Annotated in this window: 8 protein-coding genes; 5 read left to right on the top strand and 3 right to left on the bottom strand. The window is 64.8% G+C overall.

Annotated elements, in window-relative coordinates; all coding sequences use genetic code 11:
• Positions 1–6 precede the first annotated feature (6 nt).
• The 5 genes from DNJ95_RS15225 (at position 7) to DNJ95_RS15205 (ending at position 11,574) form a co-directional block, all read left to right on the top strand.
• The gene (locus DNJ95_RS15225) at positions 7–7,977 is read left to right on the top strand and encodes a DUF5801 repeats-in-toxin domain-containing protein (RefSeq protein ID WP_220445720.1); all 7,971 of its coding nucleotides are present in this window, start codon (positions 7–9) and stop codon (positions 7,975–7,977) included.
• Positions 7,978–8,196: 219 nt separating this feature from the next.
• A complete protein-coding gene (locus DNJ95_RS15220; protein WP_338069370.1) occupies positions 8,197–8,460 on the top strand; it encodes a tryptophan synthase subunit beta in 264 nt (87 codons plus the stop codon).
• A gap of 121 nt (positions 8,461–8,581) precedes the next feature.
• Positions 8,582–8,911 (top strand): tryptophan synthase subunit beta, encoded by a 330-nt coding sequence (locus tag DNJ95_RS15215; RefSeq protein ID WP_131185581.1) that lies wholly within the window; start codon positions 8,582–8,584, stop codon positions 8,909–8,911.
• A 72-nt stretch (positions 8,912–8,983) separates the two neighbouring features.
• Complete coding sequence (gene lapG / locus DNJ95_RS15210) at positions 8,984–9,610, top strand: cysteine protease LapG (protein ID WP_207388750.1); 627 nt, start codon at positions 8,984–8,986, stop codon at positions 9,608–9,610.
• 5 nt (positions 9,611–9,615) lie between these two features.
• The gene (locus DNJ95_RS15205; RefSeq protein WP_131185579.1) at positions 9,616–11,574 is read left to right on the top strand and encodes an EAL domain-containing protein; all 1,959 of its coding nucleotides are present in this window, start codon (positions 9,616–9,618) and stop codon (positions 11,572–11,574) included.
• A 315-nt stretch (positions 11,575–11,889) separates the two neighbouring features.
• On the opposite strand, the gene DNJ95_RS15200 is transcribed toward DNJ95_RS15205, so the two are convergent.
• The 3 genes from DNJ95_RS15200 to DNJ95_RS15190 form a co-directional block, all read right to left on the bottom strand.
• Positions 11,890–14,178, bottom strand: coding sequence for a DEAD/DEAH box helicase (locus DNJ95_RS15200; RefSeq protein ID WP_131185578.1), 2,289 nt, complete (start codon positions 14,176–14,178; stop codon positions 11,890–11,892).
• 3 nt (positions 14,179–14,181) lie between these two features.
• Positions 14,182–17,625, bottom strand: a complete 3,444-nt coding sequence (gene mfd, locus DNJ95_RS15195; protein WP_131185577.1) for a transcription-repair coupling factor — start codon at positions 17,623–17,625, stop codon at positions 14,182–14,184.
• A 139-nt stretch (positions 17,626–17,764) separates the two neighbouring features.
• Positions 17,765–18,217, bottom strand: a complete 453-nt coding sequence (locus DNJ95_RS15190; protein ID WP_131185576.1) for a thioesterase domain-containing protein — start codon at positions 18,215–18,217, stop codon at positions 17,765–17,767.
• Positions 18,218–18,246: the final 29 nt, after the last annotated feature.

Raw genomic sequence — 18,246 nt, 5'->3', positions numbered from 1 at the left:
GACGACGTGTACCTGGAAAACGACAGCATCGCCAACGCCATCACCGGCGTCAGCGAAGCGAACGCAGGGCAGCCGGGCGCGCTGGAGAACCTGGGCTTCGACAGCACGGCGGTGAGCACCGAGATACTGGATGACAGTGACCCTGTCTACGCGCAGATCAGCGTAGATAAATCGGCGGTATTCGAAGGTGGCGCCCTGACCTATACCGTCACCCTGGTCGATGCCAATGGCGACCCCGTGACCGTCCTGGCCGGCAAGAGTGCCGTGGTCAACCTGGTGTGGAGCGGCGACGCCGCCAATCTGGCGGATGTCACGTCACTGCCGTCCTCCATCACCATTGCGGGTGGCAAGTCGCAGGAAACCTTTACGGTGACCAGCAAGGTCGACAGTGCCTACGAAGTTTCCGAACCGCTGACCGTCACTATCGACGGTGTCAACGGCGGTGCCGCGAATGGCTTCGAGGATCTGCGCGTCGGCGCCCAGGACACCGCTGCGTCCACTATCTATGACAATCCGAGCATTACGCCAGTCGATGCGAACGGCAATGCGAGCGGCCAGATCACGGTCTATGAGAAGGGCCTGAGCACGGGCAGCGAGGCCGCTGGTGATAGCGAGAAGGCCGATGGCGTACTGAAATTCGAGTCCAGCACCGGCCTGCAGAGCGTCACCATCGCCGGCCAGGAAATCAGCCTTGCCGACTTGCAGGCGCTGCCTGGAACGCCGCTGACGATAACCGTCGCGGGCCACGGTACGCTGACCCTGACCGGCTTTACGCCCGATACGCAAGGCGGTTCGGTGGTCTCCGGGGAGATCACCTATACCTATGAGCTGACGAACAGCCAGGCCCATGCCGATGCGGATGGCGCCAACGAGCTGCTCAAGGAACTCGCGCTCGGCGTCAAGGCCGGCCCCCTGCCCGGGGCCAGCGGCAGTGTCTCGGCTGGCGGGACTCTGGGCGTCCAGGTCATCGACGATGTGCCCGAGGTCGAGTTGACCGGGACCCAGGTCAATGGCCTGACGGTCGACGAGTCCAACCTGGGGACGGCCACGGCGTCTTCCTCGGAAGATTTCGCCTCCGCCTTCAATCTGGTCCAGGGCGCGGACAGCGCCAGCATCACCGGCTATGAGCTGGGCCTGGGCAGCAATGTGGCGACCGGCCTTGTCGACAGCCTGACGGGGCAGGCGATCACGCTGTCGCTCAACAACGGTGTGGTCGAAGGCAAGGCGGGTGGTGTCACGGTGTTCACCATTTCGGTGAATGCGACAGGCAACGTCACGCTGACCCAGCTACGCGCCGTCGAGCATGCCGACACGGCGGATCACAATGACGAAAGCAGCCCGTTCGCTTCCTCCGCGATTACCCTGAAAGCTGTCGCCAAGGACAGCGATGGCGATATCGCACGCTCGGAAGCGCTGGAAATCGGCGATAAATTCACCTTCCTGGATGATGGCCCGGCCATCACCGCGCCCCAGGATGCCACGGTGAGCGAGTCCGCCCTGGCGACGGGGACGGCGCCGAACAGCGGCCAGACCACGGTGAGTGGCAGCCTCGGTGTGGACTATGGTTCCGACGCCGGCGCCAGCAAGGCCACCTATTTCACCAATGACACGCTGGACGCGCTCGACCAGTTGCAACTGGCGTCCAACGGTGCGCCGCTGGTCTTCAGCCTGGCCAACGACGGCACGACCCTGAACGCCGTCGCCGCTGGGCAGGCCGTGTTCCAGGTGCAGATCAACGCTAACGGCACCTACAGCTTCACCCTGCAGGGTGCGCTGGATCACCAGGTCGCGAACGGCGCTGGCGGCTTCGAGGCGCTCGACCTGCCATTCCTCTTCACGGCCCGTGACAGCGATGGCGATACCGCCACTGGCAGCTTCAAGGTCGCGGTCAGCGACGATGTGGAGCGGGCATCGCACGTCATTACCGTGACCGAGGACAGCACGGTGGCCACCGCCGCCAACAATTTCTCGCTGGGCGCCGACGTGGCCGCCAGCGAGATCAAGATCCTTGCCGCCGATGGTGTCACGGTCATCGGCAGCGGGCCCGGGAGCTATGGCGTCGAGACCGGCCACGGCCTGCAGGGCACCGTGATCGTCAATGCCAATGGCAGCATCAGCTATGTGCCGACCGGCAACTACAGCAACCAGTTGCAGGGCAGCAACCAGTTCGCCGCGGATGTGCTGAAGTATTCGATCAGCAAGGACGATGGCTCCGCCGTCGAGGGCAGCGTCACGGTCAATGTCCGGGCGGTCGCGGACCAGCCTGACCTGGGCCGCGGCAGCGCATCGGTCACGACCGACGAGGATGTAGCCATCGCCCTGGGCTTCAAGGCCCCCGTGGTGAAGGACGCGACCGACCAGAGCGGAGCCGATGCCGGTGATAACCCCGAGCTGCTGGGCGCCATCACCCTGTCCGGCTTCCCGGTCGGGGCCGTGCTGCAGGATGCGAGCGGCAACACGCTGTTCACTTCCACCAGCGGCAAGACATCGGTCACCATCAAGCTGAGCGATGGCAGCCATACCAGCGACAGCAGCGCCGAGCTGACCATGACCAAGGCGCAGTTCGAGGCGCTCAAGGTGCTGCCACCAGCGGAAAGCCATGTGAACTTCAGCGTGAAAGCCAGCGTGACCAGCTTCGAGGTGGACGCTACCGGCGTGAAGCTGAGCCAGGTCAATGGCAGCACCAGGAACACCAGCGTGGAAGTGAAGGTACAGGCCGTCACCGACCCCATCGAGCTGAAGATCAATGGCGAGGACAGCCATGACCTGACGCTTGCCGAGGACAGCACCTTCAACCTGAAGTCCCTGTTGCAGGTCACGCTGGACACCAGTACCGATGGCAACAGCGGTGCCGATGTCGATGGCAGCGAAAAACGCTGGTTCGAAATCACCGGCCTGCCGGTCGGCTCCAAGGTCAACGGTACGGAAATCACCAGCGCCGATCAGGTCGTCAAGGTGGATATCACCAGCAATGACGCCAGCACCCTGCCGGACCTGAACATCACCCCGCCCAAGGATTTCAGTGGCGATATCAATAGCATCACCGTGACCCTGAAGGCCCAGGACCTGGACTCGGATGGGCCGGCCCATGGCGTGGTGCTGAGCGATCCGGTGACCCTCAATCTGCATGTCACCCCGGTGGCGGGCGATGTGCTGGCCAGCAACCCGGCCGCCGTGCCGGAAGACACCGCGGTGGCCTTCCTGGCCGGTGTGCGGGTGACGGACGAAGGTTCGGCCAACGGCACCGAGGTCATCACCCAGGTGCAGTTCGCCCTGGCCGATGGCTGGACGCTGAGCGACCAGCCCGCCGCCGGCTCGGCAGGCGATGCCGTCTGGACGGTCAGCGGCAGCGGCAGCGCGGCCGATCCCTATGTCATCGAGTTCAGTGCGGGTTCCGAGGCCAACCGCGAGCTGGCCCTGGATGCCTTCAAGGTCACCCCGCCGGCCCATAGCAGCCTGGATGCGACGGTGCAGGTTGCCGTCACCACGACCGATAGCAATCCGTCGGTGACCGGTGGCGGGGCTACCAGCGATACGCAGACCAGCGTATTGCCGATCAAGATCACCGTGACGCCGGTGGCCGAGAGAACCTCGACCAACGATTCCGACGGGAACGGCACGGCGGACCTGATCGTCCCCACCACCAACCACCTGTATACCGCCGTGGGCAAGGAAGACACGGTGTTCGACCTGAATGCCGAGAGTGTCGCCCTGCTGAACAAGGCCGGCTGGATCAACGAAGACGCGGACGAAACCACGACTGCGCTGCTGACGCCGGTGAAACTGGCGGCCGATGGGGTGAGCACGACTCCGGCGATCGGTTCGGTGTTCACCTGGGATGGCGGTTCCGCGACCTTCAATGGCACGCCGATCGAAGTGCCACTGGATGCCCTGGCCAGCCTCAAGTTCCAGGCGCCGCTGAATGATGCCGGTACCTTCCAGATCAAGGTGCAGGCGAAAACCTACGACTGGGATGACGACAACGAGGGCAGCGGTACGCCCGATACGGCCATCTCCGACGCCGCGACGCTGACCATCCGGATCACGCCGGATGCGGACCTTGCGAGCCTGTCGGTCAGCCCGACGCAGGGCCTGGAAGACACGGCAATCGCACTGTCGATCCGCCCGGCCACCTCGGACAGTTCGGAAACCCTCAATGTCGGCATCGACAAGATCCCGGCGGGCGCCAAGCTGAACTACGGCGGCGTGGAGATCACGGCGGACACCACGGGTGTCGCCGGTATCGAGGTGACCTCCAACGGCGATTCCTGGTCGGTGGTGATCTCCGGCTTCAACCCGGCCACCCCGCTGACGGTGACGCCGCCACTGAACAGTAACGTCGATTTCACCCTGGAGGTGAAAGCCCAGACGGTCGATGCCCTGCCGGGCTTCGATACCAGCGTTGGCGCCTGGAGTTCGGTGCAGAAACTGCCGATCAAGGTCACCGGTGTGGCGGACGATGCCAGCGTGCTGGCCAAGGCCCATACCTATACCGAGGCCGACCTGGACAGTGGCGCGGCCACCGTCAAGCTGGCCGACCTGATCGACAGCGTGAGCCAGTTCGACACGGACGCTTCCGAGAAGCTGACCTTCAGGATCACCGGTCTGGCCGAGGAGTTCAGCCTGCAAGGCGCTCGCTACCTGGGCGGCAGCGGTGCCGACCGGGTCTGGGAAGTGGACTCCGAGGCGGCCCTGAAGGCCCTGACCATCAAGGTGCCCGAGCACTTCAGCGGCACGGTCGCGGTGACGGTCACACCGATCACCACGGAGAACGATGGTGACTGGAAAGTCAATGCGCCGACGACCCTGGCGGCCATCGTGACGCCTTCTCCCGAAGCGACTGGCGGCAATGGCTCGACCCTGCTCGAGGACCAGGTTTCCCCGGTGGGCTTCTCCATCTCCGGGCCGGATGGCAACGAAACTCTGAGCGGTGTGCATATCAAGGTCGAGGACTTCGCGGCCAAAGGCTTCACGCTGTACCTGAATGGCGTCGAACTGGATGCCTCGGGTGTGGCCACTGTCACGGATGTCAACGGCGACCAGTGGTATGTGCTGGATGCCACGCAGGCCGGCCAGGTGACTGCGCTGGCGACCACCGAGCACAAGGCTGACAACCAGGCGGATGCGCCTGAGCTGAAGTTCACGGTCAGGTACGAGGTCACCGACATTTCCAATGACGGTACTGTCGCTCCCGTGAGCGAACTTGGCGATCCGCTGGAGTACCAACTGAGCGTGGCGCCGGTGACCGACGCGGTCGAGGTCAACCTCGAATCCATCACTACTGATGGCGCGGCGCTGACGGCGGATCTGGGTGCTGCGGTGCCGACGGTGACCCTGCAGAGCAGCGGCAAGTTCAATGTCGGCATCGAGCTGAGCACGGCGGATGTCGATGGCAGCGAGGCCTTCACCCAGGTCATCGTCACCGGTGTTCCGAATGGCCTGCTGGTCAACGGCCTGAGTATCGATGGCACTTCCGTCGGTGTCGCGCGCCAACTGGATGATGGCAAATGGCTGATCGAAGTGGCGCAATCGCAGTTGTCGAAGTTCGTCGAGGCGACCAACAACGGTGCCATCGATGCCCAGGTATCCTTCACCGCGGGCTCCGAACTGGCGGCTGATATCGGTGCGACCATCGGCATCCAGGTATTCAGCCACGATACCGGGGCCAGCAACCTGGCGAGCGACACTACGCAATACCGCTTCAATACCGCCTCGGACTACCAGGGCGGCACCGGTGTCGGCGCGAATGTCTCCCTGACGTTCGCGCAGGACGACAGCTTCACGGCAACGGAAGATACGCCTTTCACCCTGGACCAACTGTTCGATGCCGGGATCGGCAACAACCTGGATGGCCAGGACGTCAACTTCACGCTGAGCCTGAAACTGCCGGCGGGTGCGGTCATTACCCAGGACGGCAATGCCCTGACGGCCACCAGGGTTGGCGATGGCAGCGAAGAGCTGTGGCTGATTTCCGGTACGGCGAGCACCACGGAAGAGCTGCAGGCCCTGCTGAGCAAGGTCGTAGTCACCCCTCCGGCCAACCTGAACGATAACTTCGGCGGCCTGAACGTCGATGCGACCCTCGCCGGGAGCGTGTCCGCCACGGGCCAGCAGACGGTGGTGAAGGTGCCGGCGGTGCTGCCCATCACTCCGGCTACCGATGGTGTCAGTGTCGGCGTGACCCTGTCGGCCGCCGACGCCACTGGCGCCGCGACTTCCGGCAAGCCGGTGGAAGGCAGCGACATCGCCATCACGGTCGATATCGGCCGAGGTGTGGATGGGCCGTCGCAACTGGGCGAAACCCTGAGCATCCGGCTGACCGAAGGCGATGGCTTCAGCGGCGGCAAGCTGTATTACGGCAACTCCGAACTGACCCAGGAAAGCGACGGCAGCTACACGCTGGTGCTCGACCAGGCCACGCGTGAAGCACTGCTGTCGAGCGGCGATACCTCCATCGGCGGGTTGCGCTATCAGCCGGCGGACGGCCAGAAGTATGTCGATGGCAGCCTGAAGGTCGAGGTTTCCGTGGAGAGCCAGGAGCAGGGCTCGGAAGACTGGAACACCGCGCAAGGCTGGGCTTCCAGTGAGGGCGACAGTGGCGCCGTGGTGGTCGACAAGATCAACAACAGCTTCGAGTTCACCGCCGTTGGTTCCAACGACCCGTACCAGGATGGCAGCATCGGCACCCTGACCGGCGTGGAGAACCAGGATGGTACGAGCCGCATCCCGCTGAACATCTCCGGGCAACTGCTGGACGCCGATGGCTCCGAGCAGGTGCATACGGCCATCCTGGAAAACCTGCCCAATGGCTTCCTGGTGTTCTATACCAATGCCGACGGTGACGAGGTGCAGGCCTCCAACACCGGCACGGGCTGGAGTATCCCGGTGGACGGTGCAGGCTTGCCCGCCATCAGTATCCAGGCGCCGCAGAACTGGAGCGGTACGCTGGATGACCTGAAACTGAGCGTGCTCAGTGGCGAGAAGTCCGACCTGGAGAACCAGCGTGTCGATACCGCAACCTTCAATCTGGAGGTGACGCCGCTGGCCGATGGTTTCGAGTCCGATACGCCGGTCGTGGAGAAATCCTTTGGCCGCGAAGGGAACATCATTGCTCTGAACCTGAACCTGGCGATGAAGGACCGGCAGCAGGCGGGGGCGACCGACACTTCGGTCGAGGCGATCATCCTGACCCTGATCGGCCTGGGGGCGAATGCGACCTTCTTCGTCGGCAGTACCGCCGTCGCGGCGGACCAGGTGACCTACGCCGACGGCACCTATACGCTGACCGGCCTGAGCCAGGGTGACCTGGACAGCCTGGGCTTTATCCAGGCGAAGGATTCGCTGGTCGACCAGGACGCCGGCAAGAGTGGCGTACAGATCGGTTTCACTGCCAGGACGGTGGATGGCGACAGTGAGTCGGCCGAGGTTTCCGGCACGTTCGATCTCACGCTGTTCGACCAGGTCGGCAGCGGTGTGGTACTGGATGGTTCCGGCAATAGCCTGAACAACCTGATCGGCGGTGCCGGCGATGACATCCTGACTGGCGGCGACGGCGACGACATCCTGCGTGGCGGTGCCGGCGATGACACCCTGATCGGTGGCGCGGGCAACGACATCCTGATCGGCGGCGACGGCGACGATATCCTGATCGGCGGTAGCGGTGACGATATCCTCACCGGCGGTGCCGGAGCCGATACCTTCAAGTGGCAGGCCGGTGATGGCGGCAATGACAGGATCACCGACTTCGATGCCGACGAAGGTGACAAGATAGATCTCAGTGGCCTGTTGGCCGAGCTGCATGGCAGCAACGACGATTTCGTCATCGAGAACTATGTCACCCAGGCCGTTTCGGGCAGCGATACCGTGTTGACGATCAAGTCCGGCGAGGATGTCAAGGCCACTATCACCCTGGAAGGGGTGAGCAATTTCGACCTTGGCAGCATCATCGCCACCCCGACGCAGCAGGAAAACCCTTGATACCTATGGTTGAATAGGCGCGTTTGGGCCCTGCCGGGGCGCTTCGAGCGCTTCGGCAGGGCCCGTCACGATGAGCGAGGTATTCCCGCGTCGGCTGGAATGCCCTTATTGTCAGGCGTCTTCAACGTGAGGGGCACGACCATGCTCTATGTTCAACATGATAGTGCGGGCAATCTGTTGCGGGTCGAAGAGCAACCCTTTCCGGAGATGAATGGGAAAATGGCAGCGAAGACTTTCGAGATACAGTCCTGGCAACAACAGCAGGCGATCAAGCAGAGCCTGCAGCATCTGCGCCAGAGCGACCTGGATATGATCCGTGTGCTGGAGGATCTGATCCAGGTGCTGATCGGCAAGGGCGTGATCAGCATCACCGATCTGCCGGAGGCGGCCCAGGCGAAGCTGAACAGCCGTTTCGAAACCCGGGCGAACCTCAGCGAACTCGGCAATCTGATTGCCGAGGACGAGGATGTGCGACTGGCCTGAACAGGCGCTGATATGGTGTCATGCCGGGCCGTAGGCGCGGGCTTGCCCGCGAATGGGGCGCCGCTGGCCAGAAACTTCGCGGCCAAAGGCCGCTCCTACGATTGTCCTGTGCGTGAGAGCCATGTTTTATATCCAGCGAGATGACAAGGGGTTGATCGCGCATGTCGCCTCCCAGCCCTTCGAGCAGGCGACCGAGATCGTCGAGAGCGCCACGCCGGAGATCGAGCTGTGGCAGTCCCGGCATGCGGGCATGCGCTCGCTGGCCGAGCAGGATCTGTCGATGGTGCGTGTCCAGGAAGACATCATCGAAGCCTTGCTGAGCAAGGCCGCTTTCAGCATCACCGACCTGCCTTCGGTTGCCCAGGAGAAGCTTTACAGTCGCATGGCGGCGCGTCGTGCGCTCAGTGATTCGGTCGAGCCGCAAGGTGATGATGACAGCCTGCTGCCCTGAGCGGATGTCGTGTCGTTGAGCCGACGGCATAACAAGGTGTGCTCCGCAGGCCGGTTCGCCTGCCTGTTTTTTCTGTTCGCGTGCGTCGGATTTTCCTTTGGCTGGGACTTCCAGCGCATTCTGCGCCAGAGCGACCAGTTGTATGGTCCGGCAGCGGCGGAGGCGCGGCAGCGGGTCGGGGATTGGCAGGCGCTGCTGCGCCAGGGCCAGGCGGAAAGCGAGCAGGCCACCCTGGCGCGCGCCAACCTGTTCTTCAACAGGGCGCTGGAGTTCCAGGACGACCGGGTGATCTGGCGCCAGACGGATTACTGGGCGACGCCGATCGAGGCCTTGCGCAAGGGCGCGGCGGACTGCGAGGACTACGCCATCGCCAAGTATTTCACCCTGCGTCAACTGGGTATTCCCAGCAGCAAGCTGCAGATCACCTACGTCAAGGCGATTCGCCTGAACCAGGCCCATATGGTGCTGACCTATTACCCCACGCCGAGCAGCATCCCGCTGGTGCTGGACAACCTGACCGACTCCATCCTACCCGCCACTGAACGTACCGATCTGGTGCCCGTCTATTCGTTCAACGCCGACGGCATGTGGTTGCCGGGGGCCGCGGGCAACCGGCGGGTGGGGGATAGCAAGCGCCTGTCCCGCTGGCAGGACCTACTGACAAAAATGCGGGCTGAAGGCTTCGTGATCGAGGATTGACGACTATGTCTCTATTTAAGCAACTGCTGGTTGGGATCACGCTGTTCGCCCTGCTGATTTTCACCGGCAGTTTCGTGGTCGGGCTGGAAAGCTCGCGCGAGCAGTTGAACAACCAGTTGAGTTCCCATGCCCAGGATGCGGCGACGGCGCTGGGTGTTTCGCTGACGCCGCATATCGACGATCCGGTGATGATCGAGCTGTTGCTCAACTCGATCTTCGACAGTGGCTATTACTCCAGCATTCGCCTGATCGACCAGCGCACCGGCCAGGCGCTTGATGAACGTGTCTCCAATATCCGCCAGAGCAGCGTGCCCGACTGGTTCACCGGGCTGGTGCGGCTGCAGCCGGGGATCGGCGAAGCGGTCGTGATGCGCGGCTGGGAACAGGCGGCGCGGGTCGAGGTGGTCAGCCATCCGCAGTTCGCCCTGGAACGTTTGTGGAAAGGCACCCTGGGCAGTCTGTTGTGGCTGCTGCTGTGCAGTGTCGCCAGCCTGGCGCTGGGTGCCTGGCTGCTGAGCCGGCAATTGCGGCCATTGATCTATATGGTCGAGCAATCCCTGGCGATCACCCGGCGCGAGTTCATCAGCCTGCCGGATCTGCCGTCCACCCCGGAATTCCGGCGGGTGGTCGAGGCGATGAACCTGATGGTCGAGAAGCTCAAGGCGCTGTTCGCCGAAGAGGCCAGGCGCACCGAGGAATTGCGTGTCCAGGCTTATCAGGACAGCCTGACCGGGCTGGCCAACCGGCGTGCCTTCGATATGCATGTGCAGGACCAACTGAACGATACCGACATATCCGATGGCTATCTGTTGCTGGTGCGCATCTGTGACCTGGCCGGGCTGAACCAGAAGATCGGTGGCGAGCGTACCGACCGCCTGCTGGCCGCCCTGGCGGAGCAGTTGCTGCAGATCTGCCCGAGCACCGACGATGAAGGAGGCTTTCAGGCGGCGCGGGTCCGCGGCGGCGAGTTCGCGATGTTCATGCCCGGGCTGTTGCGTTTCGAAGCGCAGACGATGGCTGAGGAGCTGGCCCTGGCCATCGAGAACCTGCATACCATCGGCGAGGCGCCCTCCACGCCGGTCGCCCACCTGGGGTTGGTGCCGTTCCAGCATGGCGATTCGCTTTCGGCGCTGATGCGCCTGGGCGACCAGGCCCTGTGCGATGCGGAGAACCAGGGCCTGGGGGGCTACAGCATGGCGCAGTGGCAACATGGTCAGGTGCTGGCCGATGATCGTCATGTATGGTTCGAACGGTTGGACCAGGCGCTTTCGGGGGGGCAGGTAGCGCTCTATCTGCAACCGACCCACGATGCCCGGGATACTTCGCGAATCCTGCATCACAAGGTGCTCGCGCGTTTGCAGGGCGCCACTGGCGAACCGATTGCCGCTGGCCAGTTTCTGCCGTGGCTCAATCGCTTCGGCTGGAGCGGGCGGCTCGACCGCTTGATGTTGCGCAAGGTGTTCGAGTCGTTACCTCGCAGTGACGTGCCCTTGGCGCTCAACCTGTCCACCGGAACCCTGAGCAATCTCGAATTGCTCAAGGAACTGCTGCAGCCTTTGCCCGATGCGGGTGGCAAACTGATCCTCGAGGTCGAGGAAAGCCAACTGCAAGCCAGTGTCGAACTCGAAGCGCTGGCCGGGTTGCTGGCTGGCCATGGCTGCCTGCTCGGGGTCCAGCACTTTGGCGGGCGTTTCAGCATGATCGGCAACCTGTCCCGGCTTGGCCTGGCCTATCTCAAGGTGGACGGCAGCTTTATCCGCCAGATCGACCAGGAGGACGACAAGTGCCTGTTCATCGAGTCACTGCAGCGCGCGGCCAACAGTATCGACCTGCCGCTGATCGCGGAGCGGGTCGAGACGGCGGGGGAGTTGCATGTGCTGGCGGAAATGGGCATTCACGGCGTGACCGGGCGCCTGTTCGGCGAGCCGCAGCCCAGCGCTGTCTTCATCGGCAAGCAGGCGTAGGCGCGGGGCCTGCCCGCGAAGCCCTTTGCCCCGGCAGCGCCGTTCGCGGCCGAAGGGGGCGAGACAGTGCGAGCGGATTGGCAATCAAGTCTGCGACAGATCGTATGCCGCTGGCGGTGTCCTGATGCCCGTGGTGCCGTGAACCCGGCCAGCTCCGCTACGCAACACGCATGAACCCGTCCCGCCAGCAGGCATTCGCACAGGGACGGTTACGCTCCAGAAGCCAGCACACTATTGCCAATCCGTTCGCAACGAGGCCGCGTTGCGACGAAGACGCAGAGGAAGCTCATGCGGTTGGAGCGCCGCAGTACCGGGTCAGGTACCCGGTTTCGGCAGGGGCGCGAACAGGCTGTCCACTTCCCGCTCGTCCAGTGCCCAGTTGCCTTCGCTGTCACTGCCCAGCAGTTCCTGGGCGAGGCGGGACTTTTCCAGTTGCATCTGGCGGATGCGTTCCTCGACGGTGCCGCGGGTGATCAGGCGATAGATGAATACCGGTTTGTCCTGGCCGATGCGGTAGGCGCGATCGCTGGCCTGGTTTTCCGCCGCCGGGTTCCACCAGGGATCGTAGTGGATCACGGTGTCGGCGGCGGTCAGGTTGAGGCCGGTACCGCCGGCCTTGAGGCTGATCAGGAACAACGGCACTTCGCCGGCCTGGAAGCGCTCGACCGGGGTACGGCGATCCTGGGTCGCACCAGTCAGCATCAGGTAGTCGATGCCACGCTTGTGCAACGCCTGCTCGACCAGTTCCAGCATCGAGGTGAACTGCGAGAACAGCAGCACCCGGTGCCCCTCCGCCAGCAGTTCGTCGAGCATTTCCAGCAGGCTGTCGAGCTTGGCCGAGCTGCTGCCGCGCAGCGGTCGGGCCGGCTTCAGCAGGCGCAGGTCGCAGCAGGCCTGGCGCAGGCGCAGCAGGGCGTCGAGGATGACGATCTGGCTACGCGCCAGGCCGTTGCGTTCGATCTGCGCGCGGACCTTGTGCTGCATCTCTTCGCGCACCCATTCGTAGTATTCGCGCTGGGCCTCGTTCAGTTCCACCCAGTGGACGATCTCGGTCTTGGCCGGCAGTTCGCGGGCCACGTCCTCCTTGCGCCGTCGCAGCAGGAAGGGCGCGATGCGTTGGCGCAACTGTTCCAGGCGCAGGCGGTCGCCCTGTTTCTCGATCGGGGTGCGGTAGTTGCGGGTAAAGGCGCGCAGGTCGCCCAGCCAGCCCGGCATGAGGATATGGAACAGCGACCAGAGTTCGCCCAGGTGGTTCTCCACCGGCGTGCCCGACAGGCACAGGCGCTGCCCGGCCTGCAGTTGCTGGGCGGCCAGGGCGGCCTTGCTCCTGGGGTTCTTGAGGTTCTGCGCCTCGTCGAAGATCAGCAGGTGCAGCGGTTGCTCGCGCAGGTAGTCGATATCCCTGGGCAGCAGGGCGTAGGTGCTCAGCAGCAGGTCGTACTCGGCCAGCTCCTGGCGATGACGGTGGCGGTTGCCGCCGTGCAGGGCGAGCACGCGCAACTGTGGGGTGAAGCGCGCGGCCTCGTCCTGCCAGTTGGGGATCAGGCTGGTCGGCATGATCGCCAGCGCCGGCTGGCGCTGGCGCCCGGCCTGTTTTTCCTGCAGCAGGTAGGCGAGGCTCTGCAGGGTCTTGCCCAACCCCATGTCATCGCCGAGGATGCCGCAGGCACCCAGTTCGCGCAGGTGGGTCATCCAGGCCAGCCCCTGCAACTGGTAGGGCCGCAGGCTGGCCTTGAGGCCGCTCGGGGAGACGCCGGCGGTTGCCGGGGCGGCCGCTGCCGGCAACTGCCGGTCACCCTGCCAGCGCAGGCCGTTCTGGCCCAGTTGGGCCAGGCGCGACAGGTCGAGGCGATGCAGCCTGAGGCTGTTGCCGCCAGGCTGGTCGGGCAGGTACAGCTCGCCGAGGGTGCCGAGGATGGCGTTCAGGCGGGCGAACGGCAGTATCACGTTGGCGCCCGATTCCAGGCGTACCCGCAGCCCGCCACGGGTCTTGTGCGAACGGCTGTTGAGCAGTTCCGGGGCCTGTCGCAGCAGCCGCACCAGCAAGGGCAGCAGGCTGTGGCGATGCCCGTCGATGACGATGCCCAGCTCCAGTTCGATATGGTTCGGCTCGCCATCGCCATGGCGGATGTCCAGGTACCAGTCATCCACCGGGCTGAAGTCGTAGAGGAAACCCGGCTGGATCTCGATCCGCCAGCCCTCGCGGCGCAGTTCCGGCAGGCCATGCTGGACGAACTGCAGCCAGCCTTCCTCGCTGGCGGCCTGGAACATTTCCGCCGAGTCGTTGGGCAGCGCCTGGCTCTGCCGCAGTGCCGGGCTCAGCCCCAGTTCACGCAGGCGCTGGCGCAACGCCTGTTCCGCCTGCGGCTGGCGGGCGATCAGGCGTTCGCCGTCGGCCTGCGGCAGGCGCACTGGTTCGCCGTCGCGCCGGCCATGCACGCTGGCGCCGGCATAGACGAACACCAGGCCGGCGCGGTGCTGGTACTCGCGCACCATGCGCTGTTGGCCCGCGCGATAGGTCAGCCCCAGGTGGCTGGCCAGGCTCAGGCGGGCGACGGGCTGCACACCCTGCTCCGGATGTACCTGCTCGGCTGGCGGCGTCATGGCTCAGCCACTGGCTTGCATGCGTTCGAGCAATGCTTCCAGGGTGTTGAAGCGTTCTTCCGCGCGCTCCATCGGTACCTGGAAGCGGAACGAGGTGGCGCCGTCGAAACGGTAGCGCCTGGGCTGGGCCTGGATCAGCTTGATCAGCACCATCGGATCGACGCTGGTCTGGGCATCGAATTCGATACGCCCGCCCTGCGGGCCGGCGTCGATCTTGCGGATGCCCAGGGTGGCCGCCTGCAATTTGAGCAGGGTCAGGCGCATCAGGTGCTTGGCCGGTTCCGGCAGCAGGCCGAAGCGGTCGATCATCTCCACCTGCAGCTCCTTCAGGCCATCCTCGTCGCTGGCGTTGGCAATGCGCTTGTAGAGGATCAAGCGGGCGTGCACGTCCGGCAGGTAGTCCTCTGGGATCAGCGCCGGTACCCGCAGGTTGATCTCCGGGCCGTTGCCCAGCGGCTGCTCCAGGTTCGGCTGTTCGCCCTTCTGGATGGCCTTGACCGCACGTTCGAGCATTTCCATGTAGAGGGTGAAGCCGACCGCCTGGATCTGCCCGCTCTGGCCGTCGCCGAGCAGTTCGCCGGCGCCGCGTATCTCCAGGTCGTGGGTGGCCAGCACGAAGCCGGCGCCGAGGTCCTGGGCATTGGCGATGGCCTCCAGGCGCCGGCTGGCGTCCTCGGTCATCTGCTTGCGCGGCGGCGTCAGCAGGTAGGCGTAGGCCTGGTGGTGGCTGCGCCCGACGCGGCCGCGCAACTGGTGCAGTTGCGCCAGGCCGAACTTGTCGGCGCGCTCGATGATGATGGTGTTGGCGCTGGGCACGTCGATGCCGGTCTCGATGATGGTCGAGGCCACCAGCACATTGAAGCGCTTGTGGTAGAAGTCGCCCATCACCTGTTCCAGCTCGCGCTCACGCATCTGCCCGTGGCCGATGCCGATGCGCGCCTCGGGCACCAGCTCGGCGAGGTCGGCGGCGCACTTGTCGATGGTCTTCACATCGTTGTGCAGGTAGTAGACCTGGCCGCCGCGCAGCAGCTCGCGCAGCAGCGCTTCCTTGATGGTCGGCTTGTTCGCCTCCATGACGAAGGTGCGCACCGACAGCCGCCGCGCCGGCGGGGTGGCGATGATCGACAGGTCGCGCATGCCGGCCACCGCCATGTTCAGGGTGCGCGGGATCGGCGTGGCGGTCAGGGTGAGGATGTCCACCTCGCTGCGCAGCGCCTTGAGCTGTTCCTTCTGGCGTACGCCGAAGCGGTGTTCCTCGTCGATGATGACCAGCCCCAGGTTGGCGAACTTCACGTCGTCCTGCAGTAGCTTGTGGGTGCCGATGACGATATCCAGCTTGCCTTCGGCCAGTTGTCGCACCGCGCTTTCCACGTCCTTGGCGCTCTTGAAGCGGCTCATCACCTCGACCTTCACCGGCCAGTCGGCGAAGCGGTCGCGGAAGCTGTTGTAGTGCTGCTGGGCGAGCAGGGTGGTGGGCACCAGCACGGCGACCTGCCTGCCGCTGTGCACGGCGATAAAGGCGGCGCGCATGGCCACCTCGGTCTTGCCGAAGCCGACATCGCCGCAGACCAGGCGGTCCATCGGTCGCGGCGCCAGCATGTCGGCGCGCACGGCGTCGATGGCGGCCTGCTGGTCCGGGGTTTCCTCGAACGGGAAGCCGGCGCTGAAGGTTTCGTAGTCCAGTTGCGGGTCGCGGAAGGCATAGCCTTCGCGGGCGGCGCGGCGGGCATAGATGTCAAGCAGCTCGGCGGCGACATCGCGTACCTGTTCGGCGGCCTTGCTGCGCGCCTTCTGCCATTGCTCCGAACCGAGCCGGTGCAGGGGCGCCAGGGCATCGTCGCTGCCGGTGTAGCGGGCGATCAGGTGCAGGCTGGCGACCGGCACGTAGAGCTTGGCCTCATCGGCGTATTGCAGGGCGAGGAATTCGGCGGGCTGGTCTTCGATCTCCAGGGTGACCAGCCCCAGGTAGCGGCCGACGCCGTGGTCGATATGCACCACCGGCGCGCCTTCGCGCAGCTCGGTGAGGTTCTTGATCACATTGTCGCCGCCATCGCGGCCTTTCTCGCGGCGCCGGCGCTGCATGATGCGCTGGCCGAACAGCGGGCTTTCGGCGATCAGCGCCAGCTCCGGGTGTTGCAGCAGCAGGCCGTCGTCCAGCGGGGCGATGGTGATCGCCAGGCGTTCCTCGCTGGCGAGGAAGCCCGGCCAGCCGTCGACGCTCTGCGGCCGCAGCTTGAGCCGCGCCAGCAGCTCCAGCAGCACTTCCCGGCGCCCCGCCGATTCGGCGGTGAACAATACCCGTCCGGGGAAGCCGTCGAGGAAACGGCGCAGGGCGCCCAACGGCTCGCTGGCCTTGGCTTCTATCGCCAGCTCCGGCAACGCTTGCGCCGGGAAACGCTCGCGCCCGATGCCGGGCTCGATATCCTGTGTGTCGGCGACCACCCGTGGCCACTGTTTCAGGCGCGCGAAGCAATCCTCCACCGGCAGGAACAGCTCGCCCGGCGGCAGCAGCGGGCGCTCGGGATCGACCCGGCGGTCTTCATAGCGGCTGCGCACGTCCTTCCAGAACTGCTCGGCGGCCTGCTCGATGCCCGGCAGCGAGAACACCTGGGTGTCGGCGGGGATATAGTCGAACAGCGTGGCGGTTTCGTCGAAGAACAGTGGCAGGTAGTACTCGATGCCCGCCGGGGTGATGCCGGTGGACAGGTCCTGGTAGATCGGGCAGCGGCGGAAGTCCACGTCGAAGCGCTCGCGAAAGCGTGCGCGAAAGCCGGTCACCGAGGTTTTCTGCAACGGGAACTCGCGGGCCGGCAGCAGGCGGATGGACTCCACCTTGTCGATGGAGCGCTGGTTCTCCGGGTCGAAGGTGCGCAGGCTCTCGATTTCGTCGTCGAACAGGTCGATGCGGTAGGGCAGCGGGCTGCCCATCGGGAACAGGTCGATCAGCGCCCCGCGCACGGCGAACTCGCCATGCTCGTAGACGGTTTCCACGCAGCGGTAGCCGGCGCCTTCCAGGTTGCTGCGCATCTGCTCCACGTTGAGCTTCTGCCCGACATCCAGCACCAGGCTGGAACCGAGCAGGAAGCGCTTGGGCGCCAGCCGGTGCAGGGCGGTGCTGACCGGCACCACCAGCACGCCGTGCTCCAGTTGCGGCAACTGGTAGAGCGCGGCGATACGCTGGGAAATGATGTCCTGGTGCGGCGAGAACAGATCGTAGGGCAGGGTTTCCCAGTCGGGAAAGTGCAGCACCGGCAGCTCGGGGGCGAAGAACGCCAGCTCTTCCTGCAGGCGATCGGCGCTGCGGCTGTCGGCGGTGAGCAGCAGGGTGAATCGTTTGGCGCTGCTGGCGGCCTCGGCGATGGCCAGGCTCAGCGCGGCACCGGGCAGGTTGCCCCAGTGTTGCCTGCCGCTCGCGGCAGGCATGGACGGAAGGCGCAATACGGACACGGGCGGGCGTGGCTCCGGGGGTGATTGAAACAGGGGATTGTAGCGTCAGATGCGGTTGGAAGCTGGAAGTAAAAAGCCGACAAGAGCGCTGGAGGCTGGAAGGCGCTCTTGTCGGCTTTGGGGCGTGCGTAGCGCGTTATTACCTGTGCAGCACGAACTGGCCACTGAAGCGCACGGCTTCGCGACCGTCGGCGGTCAGGATGTGGCTGTCGAGGGCGATACGCGAGCGGCCGCGGCGGCGGTAGATGGTCTCGAAGCGATTCCATGCTTCGTCCGTGGGCGGTGGGCAGACGGCGACCGCATCGTCGACCACCGGCAGCGGGTAGGCGATCTGTCCTTCATGGATGACGATATGGCCATCCTCGATACCGGCCTCGCGCAGGCGCAGGTGCATCCAGCCCCAGCCGGCCAGGACCGATACGCAGTAAAGGCTGCCACCGAACATACTGCTCTTGTGGTTGATGTTCTCCTGCAGTGGCGCACGCAGGCGCAGCTCGTGGTTTTCCCACTGTTCGACGCGCAGGCCCATGGCGCGCGTCAGCGGGATATCGTGATGAAGGATGGCTTCCAGGTAACGGCTATCGCGGCTCATGCCGGGGAGATTCCTAAAACAGAACGTTG

This window comes from Stutzerimonas kirkiae, from assembly GCF_004327335.1.
In the GTDB taxonomy this organism is placed as follows: domain Bacteria; phylum Pseudomonadota; class Gammaproteobacteria; order Pseudomonadales; family Pseudomonadaceae; genus Stutzerimonas; species Stutzerimonas kirkiae.
This window is presented reverse-complemented; position numbering and strand designations above follow the sequence as displayed.